The organism is Enterobacter sp. 241F3 (assembly GCF_034106785.1).
Taxonomy (GTDB): domain Bacteria; phylum Pseudomonadota; class Gammaproteobacteria; order Enterobacterales; family Enterobacteriaceae; genus Enterobacter; species Enterobacter vonholyi.
On the sequence record NZ_JAWNDD010000002.1, the window covers coordinates 88,685 to 104,111 of the forward strand.

Annotated in this window: 19 protein-coding genes; 15 read left to right on the forward strand and 4 right to left on the reverse strand. The window is 54.8% G+C overall.

Annotation, left to right across the window (positions count from 1 at the left end):
- Positions 1-80: 80 nt before the first annotated feature.
- Complete coding sequence (locus UR504_RS07660; protein ID WP_320739566.1) at positions 81-686, reverse strand: ankyrin repeat domain-containing protein; 606 nt, start codon at positions 684-686, stop codon at positions 81-83.
- Positions 687-1,006: 320 nt separating this feature from the next.
- Between UR504_RS07660 and UR504_RS07665 the strand changes: the two genes are divergently transcribed.
- Positions 1,007-1,936, forward strand: a complete 930-nt coding sequence (locus tag UR504_RS07665; RefSeq protein WP_115876116.1) for a LysR substrate-binding domain-containing protein — start codon at positions 1,007-1,009, stop codon at positions 1,934-1,936.
- Here UR504_RS07665 and UR504_RS07670 read toward each other — a convergent pair.
- Positions 1,933-2,091: a YqaE/Pmp3 family membrane protein gene (locus UR504_RS07670; RefSeq protein ID WP_115876117.1), complete on the reverse strand. Its 159-nt coding sequence runs from the start codon at positions 2,089-2,091 to the stop codon at positions 1,933-1,935. The genes UR504_RS07665 and UR504_RS07670 overlap by 4 nt on opposite strands.
- A 181-nt stretch (positions 2,092-2,272) precedes the next feature.
- Between UR504_RS07670 and UR504_RS07675 the strand changes: the two genes are divergently transcribed.
- From UR504_RS07675 to UR504_RS07685, 3 genes are all read left to right on the forward strand, one after another.
- Positions 2,273-2,572 (forward strand): ArsR/SmtB family transcription factor, encoded by a 300-nt coding sequence (locus UR504_RS07675; protein WP_115876118.1) that lies wholly within the window; start codon positions 2,273-2,275, stop codon positions 2,570-2,572.
- 9 nt (positions 2,573-2,581) lie between these two features.
- On the forward strand, positions 2,582-3,103 hold the full coding sequence (locus tag UR504_RS07680; RefSeq protein WP_115876119.1) for a rhodanese family protein: 522 nt from the start codon (positions 2,582-2,584) through the stop codon (positions 3,101-3,103).
- 79 nt (positions 3,104-3,182) lie between these two features.
- Positions 3,183-3,362 (forward strand): hypothetical protein, encoded by a 180-nt coding sequence (locus tag UR504_RS07685; protein WP_023308920.1) that lies wholly within the window; start codon positions 3,183-3,185, stop codon positions 3,360-3,362.
- Between the two features lie 38 nt (positions 3,363-3,400).
- On the opposite strand, the gene stpA is transcribed toward UR504_RS07685, so the two are convergent.
- Positions 3,401-3,805: a DNA-binding protein StpA gene (stpA, locus tag UR504_RS07690; protein ID WP_111965892.1), complete on the reverse strand. Its 405-nt coding sequence runs from the start codon at positions 3,803-3,805 to the stop codon at positions 3,401-3,403.
- Positions 3,806-4,300: 495 nt separating this feature from the next.
- Here stpA and alaE point away from each other — a divergent pair, with 495 nt between their 5' ends.
- Entirely contained in the window at positions 4,301-4,750 is a 450-nt protein-coding gene (gene alaE, locus UR504_RS07695; protein ID WP_274240654.1) for an L-alanine exporter AlaE, read from the forward strand.
- Between the two features lie 32 nt (positions 4,751-4,782).
- Here the strand turns inward: alaE and UR504_RS07700 are convergent, their stop codons facing one another.
- Positions 4,783-5,127, reverse strand: coding sequence for a DUF2002 family protein (locus tag UR504_RS07700; RefSeq protein ID WP_023308923.1), 345 nt, complete (start codon positions 5,125-5,127; stop codon positions 4,783-4,785).
- A gap of 160 nt (positions 5,128-5,287) precedes the next feature.
- Between UR504_RS07700 and UR504_RS07705 the strand changes: the two genes are divergently transcribed.
- The 10 genes from UR504_RS07705 (at position 5,288) to mprA (ending at position 15,408) form a co-directional block, all read left to right on the forward strand.
- On the forward strand, positions 5,288-5,614 hold the full coding sequence (locus UR504_RS07705) for a DUF883 domain-containing protein (RefSeq protein ID WP_008502569.1): 327 nt from the start codon (positions 5,288-5,290) through the stop codon (positions 5,612-5,614).
- 252 nt (positions 5,615-5,866) lie between these two features.
- A complete protein-coding gene (gene nrdH / locus UR504_RS07710) occupies positions 5,867-6,106 on the forward strand; it encodes a glutaredoxin-like protein NrdH (protein ID WP_274240656.1) in 240 nt (79 codons plus the stop codon).
- Positions 6,103-6,513 (forward strand): class Ib ribonucleoside-diphosphate reductase assembly flavoprotein NrdI, encoded by a 411-nt coding sequence (gene nrdI / locus UR504_RS07715; RefSeq protein WP_133295016.1) that lies wholly within the window; start codon positions 6,103-6,105, stop codon positions 6,511-6,513. Before nrdH ends, nrdI begins: the two co-directional genes overlap by 4 nt.
- Complete coding sequence (gene nrdE / locus UR504_RS07720; RefSeq protein WP_302236613.1) at positions 6,486-8,630, forward strand: class 1b ribonucleoside-diphosphate reductase subunit alpha; 2,145 nt, start codon at positions 6,486-6,488, stop codon at positions 8,628-8,630. The genes nrdI and nrdE overlap by 28 nt, the downstream gene beginning before the upstream one ends.
- A gap of 9 nt (positions 8,631-8,639) precedes the next feature.
- Entirely contained in the window at positions 8,640-9,599 is a 960-nt protein-coding gene (nrdF, locus tag UR504_RS07725; RefSeq protein WP_302236609.1) for a class 1b ribonucleoside-diphosphate reductase subunit beta, read from the forward strand.
- Between the two features lie 331 nt (positions 9,600-9,930).
- A complete protein-coding gene (gene proV, locus UR504_RS07730) occupies positions 9,931-11,133 on the forward strand; it encodes a glycine betaine/L-proline ABC transporter ATP-binding protein ProV (protein WP_127732090.1) in 1,203 nt (400 codons plus the stop codon).
- Entirely contained in the window at positions 11,126-12,190 is a 1,065-nt protein-coding gene (gene proW / locus UR504_RS07735; RefSeq protein WP_271369196.1) for a glycine betaine/L-proline ABC transporter permease ProW, read from the forward strand. Before proV ends, proW begins: the two co-directional genes overlap by 8 nt.
- Positions 12,191-12,199: 9 nt before the next feature.
- Entirely contained in the window at positions 12,200-13,195 is a 996-nt protein-coding gene (proX, locus tag UR504_RS07740) for a glycine betaine/L-proline ABC transporter substrate-binding protein ProX (RefSeq protein WP_302236602.1), read from the forward strand.
- Between the two features lie 184 nt (positions 13,196-13,379).
- Positions 13,380-14,564 (forward strand): MFS transporter, encoded by a 1,185-nt coding sequence (locus tag UR504_RS07745; protein ID WP_320739571.1) that lies wholly within the window; start codon positions 13,380-13,382, stop codon positions 14,562-14,564.
- A gap of 313 nt (positions 14,565-14,877) precedes the next feature.
- A complete protein-coding gene (mprA, locus tag UR504_RS07750) occupies positions 14,878-15,408 on the forward strand; it encodes a transcriptional repressor MprA (protein ID WP_023333174.1) in 531 nt (176 codons plus the stop codon).
- The last annotated feature ends 19 nt before the right edge of the window (positions 15,409-15,427 follow it).

Here is a 15,427-nt window from a genome sequence, read left to right on the forward strand (position 1 = left end):
GGCCGCCGTCGTGCAAAATGCACGTCGGTAAAAATGTTTTATTTAATTAGCGGCCAGCCGGAACGGGCTGACCGACCGTCTTACGCGCCCGCCGCCGCCAGCAGGTCTGCAATCTCAGTGAAGCCTTTCTCCCGCGCCAGTTCGAGCGGGGTTTTGCCGTATTTGTCGGTCATATGCGGGTTCGCGCCGTGCTCGAGCAGCAGCTTCACGATCGCCTGCTGCTTTGCGCCGCCGTCGTTGAGTACGATGGCTTCCAGCAGCGGCGTCCAGCCGACAAAATTGGTGTGGTTAACGTTGATATCGGTTTTTTCCAGCAGCTCGCGGACGATCTCCACGTGCCCTTTTTCACTGGCAGGCGTAATGCCCACGCCGCCAAAACGCGTCAGACGGTCGAGATCCGGGTTCGCGGGTAATACCAGCCGCAGGAGAGTTAAATCGTTCGTCAGGCAGCTAATCAGGAAAGGGTTAAAGCAGGTCTGATCCTGTTTATCAATATCCGCCCCGGCGGCAATTAAGAACTCCACGCAGGCATAATGTTTTTTCAGGCTGGCAATAATAACGGCGGTTCTTTTCTGGCGGTTCGTGGCGTTAATATCCACGCCCTTCTCCAGACAGGCTTTTAGCGCATCGCTATTGCCCTCTTCTGCCGCCAGCAAAAATTCCGTAACCAGTTCAGTTGCAGACATATTCAGACTCCCGATGTTTTTATTTCTGTTGACCTGAGAATAGCAACAGCCTGGTCATAAAAGAATCCGCTTAAAAATGATTCATCGACAGACAATTCATTGTTGAGTTAAATTCAATAAACCAGTCAAAACGTGCGTCTGTGCAACCTTTTTCTTATGTTTAACCGCTTTTTAGCGCGTCAAAACGCATTATGCTTATGTCTGGAAAAGCCTTGTATGGCGAGGCATTGATGAAATAGCCAGAACTGTGATCGGCTTCAAATGCGTTGTAACGACGCTGTTAAAATATGTTCAAAACTGATGGCTGAAGGGAGTGAGATATGAATTCCATCTTTACCGAGGAGAACCTGCTGGCCTTTACCACCGCCGCACGCTTCGGCAGCTTCAGCAAAGCCGCCGCCGAACTGGGTGTAACGACCTCCGCCATCAGTTACACCATTAAGCGCATGGAGACCGGGCTGGACGTGGTGCTGTTCGTCCGCAGCACGCGCAGCATTGAGCTGACCGAATCCGGCTTTTACTTTTACCGCAAAGCCACCGACCTGCTTAACGACTTTCACGCCATAAAGCGCGGGATTGATACCATTTCACAGGGCATCGAGGCGCGTGTACGCATCTGTATCAACCAGCTGTTGTATACGCCGCGCCATACCGCGCGGCTGCTACAGGTGCTGAAAAAGCAGTTCCCCACCTGTCAGATCACCGTCACCACCGAGGTCTATAACGGCGTGTGGGACTCTATCATCAACAACCAGGCCAATATCGCCATTGGCGCGCCGGACACGCTGCTCGACGGCGGCGGAATTGACTACACCGAAATCGGCGCCATTCGCTGGGTGTTTGCCATCGCGCCGGAGCACCCGCTGGCGTTCGTTCCGGAACCGATCGCGGAAAGCCAGCTGCGCCTGTATCCCAACATCATGGTGGAAGATACCGCGCACACCATTAACAAAAAGGTCGGCTGGCTGCTGCACGGGCAGGAGGCGATTCTGGTGCCGGACTTTAACACCAAGTGTCAGTGTCAGATCCTGGGCGAAGGGATAGGCTTTTTGCCGGAATATATGGCGCGGGAAGCGGTTGAAGATGGCCTGCTGGTGACGCGGCGTATCAATAACCCGCGTCAGGATTCGCGCATGCTGCTTGCCACGCAGCATGCCGCAACCGGTCAGGTCACGCGCTGGATCAAACAGCAGTTTGGCCCCCAGGGCGTGCTGACCGGGATCTACAGCGACTTACTCTGGCGTGCTTAGTTCTTACTCTGAATCCAGAAGGCATGGATAAGACCCGGGATGTAGCCCAGCAGCGTCAGAATAATGTTGATAATAAACGCCCAGCCAAACCCTTTGCCTAACAGCACGCCCAGCGGCGGCAACAGGATGGTAAAAACAATACGCCAAAAACCCATATCAAAACTCCGTGCAAGCTAATCCATTGAAAATAATAAAGAGAACTCTTTGTAAGCATAGCCAGCTTACCTGTCTGCGCCAGTTTTCTGCCCCGCGTTTACCCTCTTTTACGCTTGTGACGCTGGTTTAATATATCGGATTAGTTTAGCATTACCTTAATTAAGAAAACTCTAAACTAATATGACTGAACTCGAACAGCTTCAGGCCAGCGCCGAGCAGGCCGCCACACTTTTAAAAGCGATGAGCAACCCGCGTAGGCTGCTGATCCTCTGCACCCTGTGCGGAGCGCCCGGCACCAGCGCGGGAGAACTGGCGCGAGCCACGGGGCTTAGTCCTTCCGCCACGTCGCAGCATCTGGCGCGCATGCGTGAGGAAGGTCTGATCGACAGTACCCGCGACGCGCAGCGCATTCTCTATTTCATTAAAAACGATGCGGTGCATCAGCTCATCAGCACCCTGAAAAAGCTTTATTGCCCGTAAGGAGCCGCTATGTCACTTCCCCTTATTTCGCCGCGCGAGGCCAGTGCCCGCATCGCTGAAGGCGCAAAACTGATTGATATTCGTGATGCCGATGAGTACGCCCGCGAGCATATTCCCGCCGCGCGGTCCGTGCCGCTGGGTACTTTACCCGGTGGACTTAAAACGCAGGCGGGCGAAACGGTGATTTTTCACTGCCAGTCCGGCGCCCGTACCTCAGGCAATGCAGATCGCCTGGCGCAGGCTGCCGTTCCCGCTCAGGCATTTGTGGTCGAAGGTGGCATTCAGGGCTGGAAGCAGGCCGGGCTGCCGACTGTCGAAGACAAATCCCAGCCGCTTCCGCTGATGCGTCAGGTGCAAATTGCCGCCGGGCTGCTAATACTCTGTGGCGTGGTTCTGGGCTATAGCGTCTCCAGCGGCTTTTTCCTGCTCAGCGGCTTTGTAGGTGCCGGGCTGCTGTTTGCCGGTGTGACGGGCTTTTGCGGCATGGCGCGGCTGCTTAAGGTGATGCCCTGGAACCGTCGTACCTCATAAGCAGTAATCGGTGAAATACGCTGTACCCGGCGTCATACGTGGGCTAATGTGAAGATCGCTAAAACGATGAGGAGGTAATATGTTTTCTGTCGGTGATTATGTGCAACCGCGTAAAGGCGGCCCGAAACTGAAAGTGCTCGAAGTGAACGGTGACAGCATTGTGGCGGTCCAGGCCAGCAATGAGCAAGGTGAGAAATATACGCTGAAAGCCGCCGATGTGGCGCCGTATACCGAAGAAGGTGATTTCGGCGTCTGCTGAACAGATAACCGGGCGGCATGTTCCACCCGGTCAACGCATTAGATTAGAAAATCATCCAGTGATTTACCGTTTTCCAGCGCGCTGGCGATAGGCTTAGGCGTGCGGCCCTGGCCGGTCCACGTTTTCTCTTCACCGTTCTGGTCAATAAAGCGATATTTTGCTTCACGCGGCTTACGCTTTTTCGTTTGCTTACCCGCCAGCGCCAGTTCAGAGCCCAGCAGATCGGTCGGTGAAATACCATCGGCTTTCATCAGTTCCAGCAGGGCATTAATTTTTTCCTGCTGCTCGGCGCGCTGCTGCTCTAATTCCGTGAGTTCACTCCGTTTCTCTTCAGTAACGACCCTGACCTTTTCCAGCATTTCCTCAAGAACGTCCAGGGATAATTCACGCGCCATGGCGCGCAGGGTTCGGATATTATTAAGATTCTGTAACGTCAAAGACATATTATTTGAAAACCTTTTCTTTGGGGTAAATAGATAAATCGCCGACAGAATAATTCATTTGAGTTGAAATATCTACCCAAGGGTCCGTATGGACATCAGTGTAAATATATTAAAATCTCATTGCGAATAATAGCGCACGGGGCTGCCAGGAAACAGGGGAATCTAATCACCGCATTAATATAAATGGTCAACTTTACTCCAAATCACAGCATACTGCGCCGCTGTCATGAGGCGGATTCGTCGCTTGCGCCATCAATAAAACCAACATCTTGATTTTGATATAAAAAAAGCCAAGCGAGAGAGATTATAACGATCGGAGCAAAAAACGAACAGTTTTAGAGAATTTTGTGGACTAAAGGCGATTAAATAAAAATTAATCACTAGTTGTTAGTTCAAACTCAGAGATATACGCTATACACGTCAAACAAACCAACCTAAAGCACTATGCGCCGAAGGGAAATCGTTTCTTTTGTGTTCTTCTCAAGGAGTTCAGACATGTTCTCGCCGCAATCTCGCCTGCGCCACGCGGTGGCGGATACCTTCGCGATGGTTGTTTACTGTTCCGTCGTGAACATGCTGATCGAAATATTCCTCTCCGGAATGTCCTTCGAGCAGTCATTTTCTTCTCGTCTGGTGGCGATCCCGGTCAATATTATTATTGCATGGCCTTACGGATTATACCGCGATGCGGTAATGCGTTTCGCACGTCGAATTAGTCCTGTAGGCTGGGTGAAAAACCTGGCAGACGTCCTGGCGTATGTAACGTTCCAGTCGCCGGTTTACGTGGCCATTCTTCTGACAGTCGGTGCAGACTGGCACCAGATCGCTGCGGCAGTGAGTTCGAATATTGTCATTTCGATGCTGATGGGAGCCGTTTACGGCTATTTCCTCGACTACTGCCGCCGCCTGTTTAAGGTCAGCCAGTACAGCCAGGCTAAAGCGTGATGTGAAGCGACTGGCGCACGCCAGTCGCGGATTTACTGTACGTCGCCAAACAGTCCCTTCAAAAATCGCTCCAGCGCCATACGCGAACTGAAACCGTGCGGAATACCATAATGCTCATGCCGTTCACCGCCTAAATAGAGCGGAAATTGCTGATAATGATCGCAGGTTTTAATATCCGAGGCAGGCTCAGCAAATGACAGGCTTCTGTCTTTCAGCGTCGGGTGAATAATGAGAGCGGTACGTCCCATTCTTGCTTCGCGATTAACATAAACATAATTCTCGCCGCGGCGATATCCATACGCTTTTGGCGTCACCTCATCCATGGTGAATCCCTCTTTTTCAAGAACGCGTGCCACCTCGTCAGGTCGTAAATACATATCTTTTCCTCGTTATCTTTTCCTGCCCGGCAACCTTACAGTATTCAGCAATAGCAGGGCTTTCAGAATAGTCCATAAACTGCCGGATAACGCGTGATGGGCTTCAGATATTAAATTTCTGAACTAAACTGAACGGGAACACAAAATTACGGAGGATCGCATGTTTAACAGACCGAACCGAAACGATATTAACGACGACGCTCAGGATATTCGTAATGATGTCAGCCAATTAGCGGACACGCTGGAAGAGGTGCTGAAGTCCTGGGGAAGTGACGCGAAGGACGAAGCGGATGCCGCAAAGCGTAAGGCTCAGTCTCTGCTCCGTGAAACCCGCGCACGTTTAAACGGCCGCACGCGTACGACACAGGCTGCCTGCGATGCGGTCAGCTGCGCAACGACCTTCGTACGCGAGAAACCGCTCTGTACACTCGGCACGGTAGCGGCAGTCGGTATCTTCGTGGGCGCTCTGCTTAGCCTGCGTAAATAACCCGATCGCGCACCGTTATCTGCCCCGGTGGTCAGTGGCTGCCGGGGCTTTTCTTTGCCTTCTCGCCTGTCTAACCCGCATAGCCTACCATGCCCCGCTGGGCTCATCATCGGGACAACATCAATCTAAATTTCCCATATCTTGTATGGTTGAAACTTAAGACAACTACATCTAGTATTCCTTTTAGCAAGACACATACAACCTGACGCGATGATTCGCGCCGTTCTCTCATTTTAAATGGAAATACGAATCATGAGCATTATTATTTACACTCGTAACGATTGTGTTCAGTGCCACGCGACCAAACGGGCGATGGAAAGCCGCGGCGTGCCGTTTGAGATGGTGAATATTGACCAGCAGCCCGAGGCCGCAGACACCCTTCGCGCGCAGGGTTTCCGTCAGCTTCCGGTGGTGGTAGCCGGGGAGACCAGCTGGTCTGGCTTTCGCCCGGACATGATCAACCGCCTCGCCTCGCAGGCCGCACGGGCATGAGCAGACTGGTGTTCTTCTCCAGCAGCTCGGAAAACACGCTCCGTTTTATTGAGCGCGTCGGGCTGCCTGCGGTGCGCATTCCGCTCAACGAGCGGGAGCGGATCCGGGTAGAGGAACCGTACATTCTGGTGGTGCCCAGCTATGGCGGAGGCGGTACGGCGGGCGCGGTACCTCGTCAGGTGATCCGCTTTCTGAACGATCCTCATAATCGCGGGCTAATCCGCGGCGTGATCGCGGCGGGGAATCGCAATTTCGGCGATGCCTTTTGCCGCGCCGGGGATGTCATCTCTCAAAAATGCGGCGTGCCGTATCTCTATCGCTTTGAGCTGATGGGGACGCAGCAGGACGTCGAAAACGTGCGTAAAGGAGTGAACGAATTTTGGCAACGACAACCGCAGAACGGGTGATCCAGGCGACGCCGGATTACCACGCATTAAACGCGATGCTTAACCTCTATGACCGGGAGGGACGCATTCAGTTTGATAAAGACCGTGAGGCGGTGGACGCCTTTTTTGCCGCCCACGTGCGGCCCAACAGCGTGACTTTTGCCAGCCAGAATGAACGTCTCGACCATCTGGTTAACGAGGGTTACTACGACGCGCGCGTACTCACCCGCTACGACCGTGCCTTTGTGGTGAAGCTGTTTGAACGCGCCCACGCCAGCGGTTTTCGTTTCCAGACTTTCCTCGGCGCGTGGAAGTACTACACCAGCTATACGCTGAAGACTTTCGACGGCAAACGCTACTTAGAGAGCTTTGAAGATCGCGTGGTGATGGTCGCACTGACCCTGGCGCAGGGCGATGAAGCGCTGGCGCAACAGCTCACCGACGAGATCCTCTCCGGCCGCTTCCAGCCAGCCACGCCGACCTTCCTCAACTGCGGTAAAGCCCAGCGCGGCGAGCTGGTTTCCTGCTTCCTGCTGCGTATCGAAGATAACATGGAGTCGATTGGCCGCGCGGTGAACTCGGCGCTGCAGCTTTCCAAACGCGGCGGCGGCGTGGCGTTTCTGCTTTCTAACCTGCGTGAAGCGGGCGCGCCGATCAAGCGCATCGAAAACCAGTCTTCCGGCGTGATCCCGGTGATGAAGATGCTGGAGGATGCGTTCTCTTATGCTAACCAGCTTGGCGCGCGCCAGGGTGCGGGAGCGGTTTACCTACACGCGCATCATCCGGACATTCTGCGTTTTCTCGATACCAAACGCGAAAACGCCGACGAAAAAATCCGCATCAAAACCCTGTCGCTGGGCGTGGTGATCCCGGATATCACCTTTAAACTGGCCAAAGAGAATGCCGGGATGGCGCTCTTCTCGCCGTATGACGTTGAGCGTATTTACGGCAAAGCGTTTGGTGACGTGGCGATAAGCGAGCTGTATGACGAGCTGGTAGCCGACGAGCGCATTCGCAAAAAATATATCAACGCCCGCGATTTCTTCCAGACGCTTGCGGAGATCCAGTTTGAGTCCGGCTATCCGTACATCATGTATGAAGATACGGTGAACCGCGCGAACCCGATTGCCGGGCGCATCAACATGAGCAACCTGTGCTCGGAGATCTTGCAGGTCAACAGCGCATCGGCCTACGACGAAAACCTCGACTATGCTGACATCGGCAAAGATATCTCCTGCAACCTCGGATCGCTGAATATCGCCCACACCATGGATTCTCCCGACTTTGGCCGCACGGTGGAGACCGCCATTCGCGGGCTGACGGCGGTGTCGGACATGAGCCACATCCGCAGCGTGCCGTCCATCGAGGCGGGCAACGCCGCGTCGCACGCCATCGGGCTGGGGCAGATGAACCTGCACGGCTACCTGGCGCGGGAGGGCATCGCCTATGGCAGTCCGGAAGGGCTGGACTTCACCAACCTCTATTTTTACAACATCACCTGGCACGCGCTGCACACCTCGATGATGCTGGCCCGCGAGCGCAACCAGCGGTTCGCGGGCTTTGAGCAGTCCCGCTACGCCAGCGGGGAATATTTCAGCCAGTATCTGGAAGGCGACTGGCAGCCGAAAACCGAAAAAGTGCGCGAACTGTTTGCTCTCTCCGGAATCGAGTTGCCGACGCGCGAAATGTGGCAGCAATTGCGGAATGACGTGATGCGCTACGGCATCTACAACCAGAACCTGCAGGCGGTGCCGCCAACCGGTTCGATCTCCTATATCAATCACGCCACGTCGAGCATTCACCCGATCGTGTCGAAAATCGAGATTCGCAAAGAAGGCAAAACCGGGCGCGTTTACTACCCTGCCCCGTTTATGACCAATGAGAACCTGGCGCTCTATCAGGACGCGTATGAGATCGGCCCGGAAAAAATCATCGATACCTACGCGGAGGCGACAAAACACGTGGATCAGGGGCTCTCGCTGACGCTGTTCTTCCCGGATACCGCCACCACGCGGGATATCAACAGGGCGCAGATCTACGCCTGGAAGAAAGGTATCAAGACGCTTTACTACATTCGCCTGCGCCAGCTTGCGCTGGAAGGCACCGAAATTGAAGGCTGCGTGTCCTGCGCGCTGTAAGGAGAAAGGATGAAACTGTCACGCGTGAGTGCCGTTAACTGGAACAAAATCCAGGACGATAAAGATCTGGAGGTCTGGAACCGTCTGACCAGCAACTTCTGGCTGCCGGAAAAGGTTCCGCTCTCCAACGATATTCCGGCCTGGCAAACCCTGAGCTACGCCGAACAGCAGCTGACGATCCGCGTCTTTACCGGCCTGACGCTGCTGGACACCATTCAGAATACCGTCGGCGCACCGGCTCTGATGAGCGACGCGCTGACGCCGCACGAAGAGGCGGTGATGTCGAACATCAGCTTTATGGAGGCGGTGCACGCCCGCTCTTACAGCTCGATTTTCTCCACGCTGTGCCAGACCAAAGACGTGGACGCAGCCTATACCTGGAGTGAAGAGAGTGAGTCATTACAGAGAAAGGCGGAGCTGGTACTGACGTATTATCGGGCCGACGAGCCGCTGGAAAAGAAAATCACCAGCGTATTCCTGGAATCGTTCCTCTTCTATTCCGGCTTCTGGCTGCCCATGTACTGGTCGAGCCGGGGCAAGCTCACCAACACCGCCGATTTGATTCGGCTTATCATTCGGGATGAAGCGGTACACGGCTATTACATCGGCTATAAGTACCAGAAAGGGCTGGAGAAAGTCAGCGAGGCAAAGCGCGAGGAGCTTAAAGGCTTTGCGCTCGATTTACTGATGGATCTGTACGACAACGAGCTGAGCTATACCGAGGAACTCTACGCCGGCACCGGCTGGGAGGAAGACGTGAAGGCCTTCCTCTGCTACAACGCCAACAAGGCGCTGATGAACCTGGGTTATGAGGCGCTTTTCCCGCCGGAGATGGCGGAGGTGAACCCGGCGATTCTGGCCGCGCTGTCGCCCAATGCCGACGAAAACCACGATTTCTTCTCGGGATCGGGCTCATCGTACGTGATGGGCAAAGCGGTGGAAACCGAGGATGAAGACTGGGATTTTTAATGAACGCTAACGTTCGTTAATTTAATATAAACCCAACAATTCCCTCTCTAATATTTACAAAACAACTACACTGTAATTTCCACGTCATATTCGCCTGAATCATTCCAGTTCAGGCGAAATTTCCCGATGCAGCAGCAAAAAATTGAGAAAAATTCAGATCACGCTCAGCCCTTTACTCATGGGAAATTCAGCCATTTCGCTTCCCTGAAAATTCATGCCATAAGCGAACTCAGGGTTGTCTCAGATTCTCAGTATGTTAGGGTTATGCCCGTTAACAATTTACCATGGTAATCATATCGGCATAAACAAATAACAGGACACTCTCTATTGCATGGCAATTAAATTAGAAGTGAAAAATCTTTATAAAGTATTTGGCGAGCACCCGCAGCGCGCATTCAAATATATTGAGAAAGGCCTTACGAAAGAGCAAATTCTGGAAAAAACCGGGCTATCGCTTGGCGTTAAAGACGCCAGTCTGGCCATTGAAGAAGGCGAGATTTTTGTCATCATGGGATTATCCGGTTCGGGTAAATCCACTATGGTTCGCCTTCTCAATCGCCTGATTGAACCCACCCGCGGACAGGTGCTGATTGACGGCGTGGATATCGCCAGAATATCAGACGCCGAGCTTCGCGAGGTGCGCAGAAAGAAGATCGCAATGGTGTTTCAGTCATTCGCGCTAATGCCGCACATGACGGTACTGGATAATACCGCTTTTGGCATGGAATTAGCCGGCACGCCGGCTCAGGAACGTCAGGAAAAAGCTCTGGATGCACTGCGTCAGGTTGGGCTGGAAAATTATGCGCATGCGTACCCGGATGAACTTTCCGGCGGTATGCGCCAGCGCGTGGGATTAGCCCGTGCATTAGCCATTAATCCAGACATATTATTAATGGATGAAGCCTTCTCCGCCCTCGATCCGTTAATTCGTACCGAGATGCAGGACGAGCTGGTAAAATTACAGGCTAAACATCAGCGAACCATTGTGTTTATTTCCCACGATCTGGATGAAGCCATGCGTATTGGCGACCGTATTGCCATTATGCAAAACGGTGAAGTGGTGCAGGTCGGCACGCCGGATGAAATTCTCAATAATCCGGCGAATGATTATGTACGCACCTTCTTCCGCGGCGTGGATATTAGCCAGGTCTTTAGCGCCAAAGATATTGCCCGTCGAACGCCAAACGGCATTATTCGTAAAACCCCAGGTTTCGGCCCACGCTCGGCGCTTAAGCTGCTGCAGGACGAAGACCGTGAATACGGTTATCTGGTTGAACGCGGCAATAAATTTGTCGGCGTTGTTTCCATCGATTCTCTGAAAACCGCGCTCAGCGAAAACCAGGGCATCGATGCGGCGTTAATTGACGCTCCGCTTGCCGTGGACGCCGAAACGCCGCTCAGCGAGCTGCTCTCTCACGTGGGACAGGCACCGTGTGCCGTGCCCGTCGTGGGTGAGGAACAACAGTACGTCGGTATCATCTCCAAACGGATGCTGCTGCAGGCTTTAGATCGCGAGGGGGCAAATAATGGCTGATCAAACTAACCCGTGGGGCACCGCTGAAGCGGCGGACAACGCTGCACAATCCGCCGACGCTTGGGGTTCCACGCCAGCACCCGCCGACGGTGGCGGTGCGGCGGACTGGCTCAATAGCGCACCCGCGCCTGCGCCAGAGCATTTCAACATCATGGATCCGTTCCATAAAACGCTGATCCCGCTGGACAGCTGGGTCACGGAGGGGATCGACTGGGTGGTGACGCACTTCCGCCCGGTTTTCCAGGGGATCCGCATTCCGGTGGATTACATCCTGAACGGCTTCCAGCAGCTGATGCTGGGCATGCCGGCGCCGGTGGCGATTATTCTGTTCTCCCTGATCGCCTGGCAGTTTGGCAGCGCCGGGATGGGGATCGCCACGCTGATTTCGCTGATTGCCATCGGCGCGATTGGGGCCTGGTCGCAGGCGATGATCACCCTGGCGCTGGTGCTGACTGCCCTGCTCTTCTGCATCGTCATCGGCCTGCCGATGGGGATCTGGCTGGCGCGCAGCCCGCGGGCGGCGAAGATTATCCGTCCGCTGCTGGATGCGATGCAGACTACCCCGGCATTCGTCTATCTGGTGCCAATTGTGATGCTGTTCGGCATCGGCAACGTGCCGGGCGTGGTGGTCACCATTATCTTCGCGCTGCCGCCGATTATTCGTCTGACCATTCTCGGGATCAACCAGGTGCCTGCGGACCTGATCGAAGCGTCACGCTCGTTCGGCGCCAGCCCGCGCCAGATGCTGTTTAAGGTTCAGCTCCCGCTGGCCATGCCAACCATCATGGCGGGCGTTAACCAGACGCTGATGCTGGCCCTTTCGATGGTGGTGATTGCCTCGATGATCGCCGTTGGCGGTCTGGGTCAGATGGTGCTGCGCGGCATTGGCCGTCTCGACATGGGGCTGGCTACCGTTGGCGGCGTCGGGATTGTGATCCTCGCCATTATTCTTGACCGCCTGACCCAGGCCGTCGGTCGCGATTCACGCAGTCGCGGCAACCGTCGCTGGTATTCCACCGGCCCTGTCGGGTTACTCACCCGCCCATTTATAAAATAAGGAACAACGATGCGACATAACGTACTTTTTGCCACAGCGTTTGCCACCCTTGTCTCCACCAGCACGTTTGCGGCAGACCTGCCGGGCAAAGGCATTACCGTGCAGCCGGTGCAGAGCACCATTTCGGAAGAGAGCTTCCAGACCCTGATCGTCAGCCGCGCGCTGGAAAAACTGGGCTATAAGGTTAACACGCCGAGCGAAGTGGATTACAACGTGGGCTACACCTCGATTGCCTCCGGTGACGCCACCTTTACCGCCGTAAACTGGCAGCCGCTGCACGACGACATGTATGCCGCCGCCGGTGGCGATAAGAAATTCTATCGCGAGGGTACCTTCGTGACGGGCGCGGCGCAGGGTTATCTGATCGACAAGAAAACCGCCGATAAGTACCACATCACCAATATTGAACAGCTGAAAGATCCGAAGATCGCCAAACTGTTTGACACCAACGGTGACGGCAAGGCCGACATGATGGGCTGCTCGCCTGGCTGGGGCTGTGAAGCGGTGATTAACCACCAGAACCAAGCTTTCGATCTGGCGAAAACGGTCGACGTGAGCCACGGCAACTATTCAGCGATGATGGCCGACACCATTGCCCGCTTCAAAGAGGGTAAACCGGTGATCTACTACACCTGGACGCCGTACTGGGTGAGCGACGTGCTGAAGCCGGGTAAAGACGTGGTGTGGCTGCAGGTGCCGTTCTCTTCCCTGCCGGGCGAGCAGAAAGATATCGACACCAGGCTGCCGAACGGCATGAACTACGGCTTCCCGGTGAACACCATGCATATCGTGGCGAACAAAGCCTGGGCGGAGAAAAACCCGGCGGCGGCGAAGCTGTTTTCGGTAATGAAGCTGCCGCTGGCTGACATCAACGCCCAGAACGCGATGATGCACGCGGGCAAATCGTCTGAAGCGGATGTCAAAGGCCACGTCGACGGCTGGATCAAAGCCCACCAGCAGCAGTTTGACGGCTGGGTGAAAGAGGCGCTTGAGGCACAGAAGTAAAAACAAAACCCTACCCCTCACCCTAACCCTCTCCGCTTTGGGGAGAGGGCCGGGGTGAGGGGATCAAACCGCACTATCCCCCTAAACCGCACAATCCATCACCCAACAATCCCCCAACTTTCACAATCATTAGCTATTATGGTTTCCGGAAAAATAATCACTCAACTAACGATTCCTGAAACTAATGACAAAAACAACTCAAGGGCTTAGCCCCGCACTCATCCTTTTAATGTCCGTGGCAACGGGTCTGGCCGTCGCCAGCAACTATTACGCGCAGCCTCTTCTCGACACCATCGCCCGCGCGTTCAATCTCCCCGCCAGCTCCGCAGGCTTTATCGTCACCGCAGCACAGCTAGGCTATGCCGCCGGGCTGCTGTTTCTGGTGCCGCTGGGCGATATGTTTGAACGCCGAATGCTGATAGTCTCCATGACCCTGCTGGCCGCCGGTGGGATGCTGATCACCGCCAGCAGCCAGTCGCTGACGATGATGATCGTCGGAACCGCGCTGACGGGACTGTTCTCCGTGGTGGCGCAAATTCTGGTCCCGCTCGCCGCGACTCTCGCCTCTCCGGAAAAACGCGGCAAGGTGGTGGGTACCATCATGAGCGGCCTGCTGCTGGGGATTTTGCTGGCGCGTACCGTTGCTGGGCTGCTGGCAAGCCTCGGCGGCTGGCGCACCGTATACTGGGTGGCGAGCGTGCTGATGGTGGTTATGGCGCTGGCGCTGTGGCGCGGGCTGCCAAAAGTGAAGCAGGAAAACCACCTGAACTACCCGCAGCTGCTGGCCTCCGTTTTCAGCCTGTTCACCCAGGATAAGCTTCTGCGCACTCGCGCCCTGCTGGGCTGCTTCACCTTCGCTAACTTCAGCATTCTGTGGACGTCGATGGCGTTTCTGCTGGCCGCACCGCCGTTCAATTATTCCGAAGGGGTGATTGGCCTGTTCGGCCTGGCCGGTGCCGCAGGCGCGCTGGGCGCGCGTCCCGCAGGCGGGCTGGCCGACAAGGGTAAATCCCACCTGACCACCTCCGCAGGACTGATTTTACTTCTGCTCTCCTGGGCGGCGATCTGGTACGGACACATCTCGGTGCTGGCGCTGATCGTCGGTATCCTGGTACTCGATCTCACCGTACAGGGCGTTCACATTACCAATCAGACCGTCATCTATCGCGTGAAGCCAGAGGCGCGTAACCGCCTGACGGCCGGCTACATGACCAGCTACTTTATCGGCGGCGCTGCGGGTTCGCTAATTTCAGCGTCGGCGTGGCAGCATGCGGGCTGGTCGGGGGTGTGTGCGATTGGGGCCATTGTCGCTACCCTCAACCTGCTAGTATGGTGGCGCGGTTACCACCGCCAGGATGCAATTAACTAACATTTACATTGAGTTGGCCTCTTAGGGTGTTAAGAGGCCCTTCACTCTGTTAATGTAAACGTAATCATTTATCCCAGAAATTTTAATGTGGGTGACATATTTACAATTGGCATGAATAGTTCAGACCCCCGTCCTCACATCCTCTCCTCAGCGGGCTCATACCCTACGCTTTCTGTGCTCACCGGGTCACGGACTTACCCGGCGCTTTCTGATGGTGACATAAGTTTGGCGGATATAACCGCACAAATAATTCATTTACATTATTTGTCACCGTCGTTACTATATCAGCTGTAATTAATGAGGTTATGCCCAAATGGATAGTTCGTTTACGCCCATTGAACAAATGCTTAAATTCCGCGCCAGTCGCCATGAGGACTTTCCGTACCAGGAAATCCTGCTGACTCGCCTGTGCATGCACATGCAGGGTAAGCTGCTGGAAAACCGTAATAAAATGCTGAAAGCTCAAGGGATTAACGAGACATTGTTTATGGCGTTGATCACGCTGGAGTCTCAGGAAAATCACAGCATTCAGCCTTCCGAACTGAGCTGCGCGCTGGGCTCCTCCCGTACCAATGCGACCCGTATTGCCGATGAACTCGAAAAGCGTGGCTGGATTGAGCGCCGCGAAAGCGACAACGATCGCCGCTGCCTGCATCTGCAACTGACCGATAAAGGTCACCAGTTCCTGCGCGAGGTGCTGCCACCGCAGCACAATTGCCTGCACAAACTCTGGTCTGTCCTCAGCACCGCCGAGCGCGACCAGCTTGAGCACATCACTCGCAAGCTGCTCACCCGTCTGGACCAGATGGATGAAGACGGCGCCGTTCTTGAGGCGCTGCGCTAACGCGACGACACGCTCACCA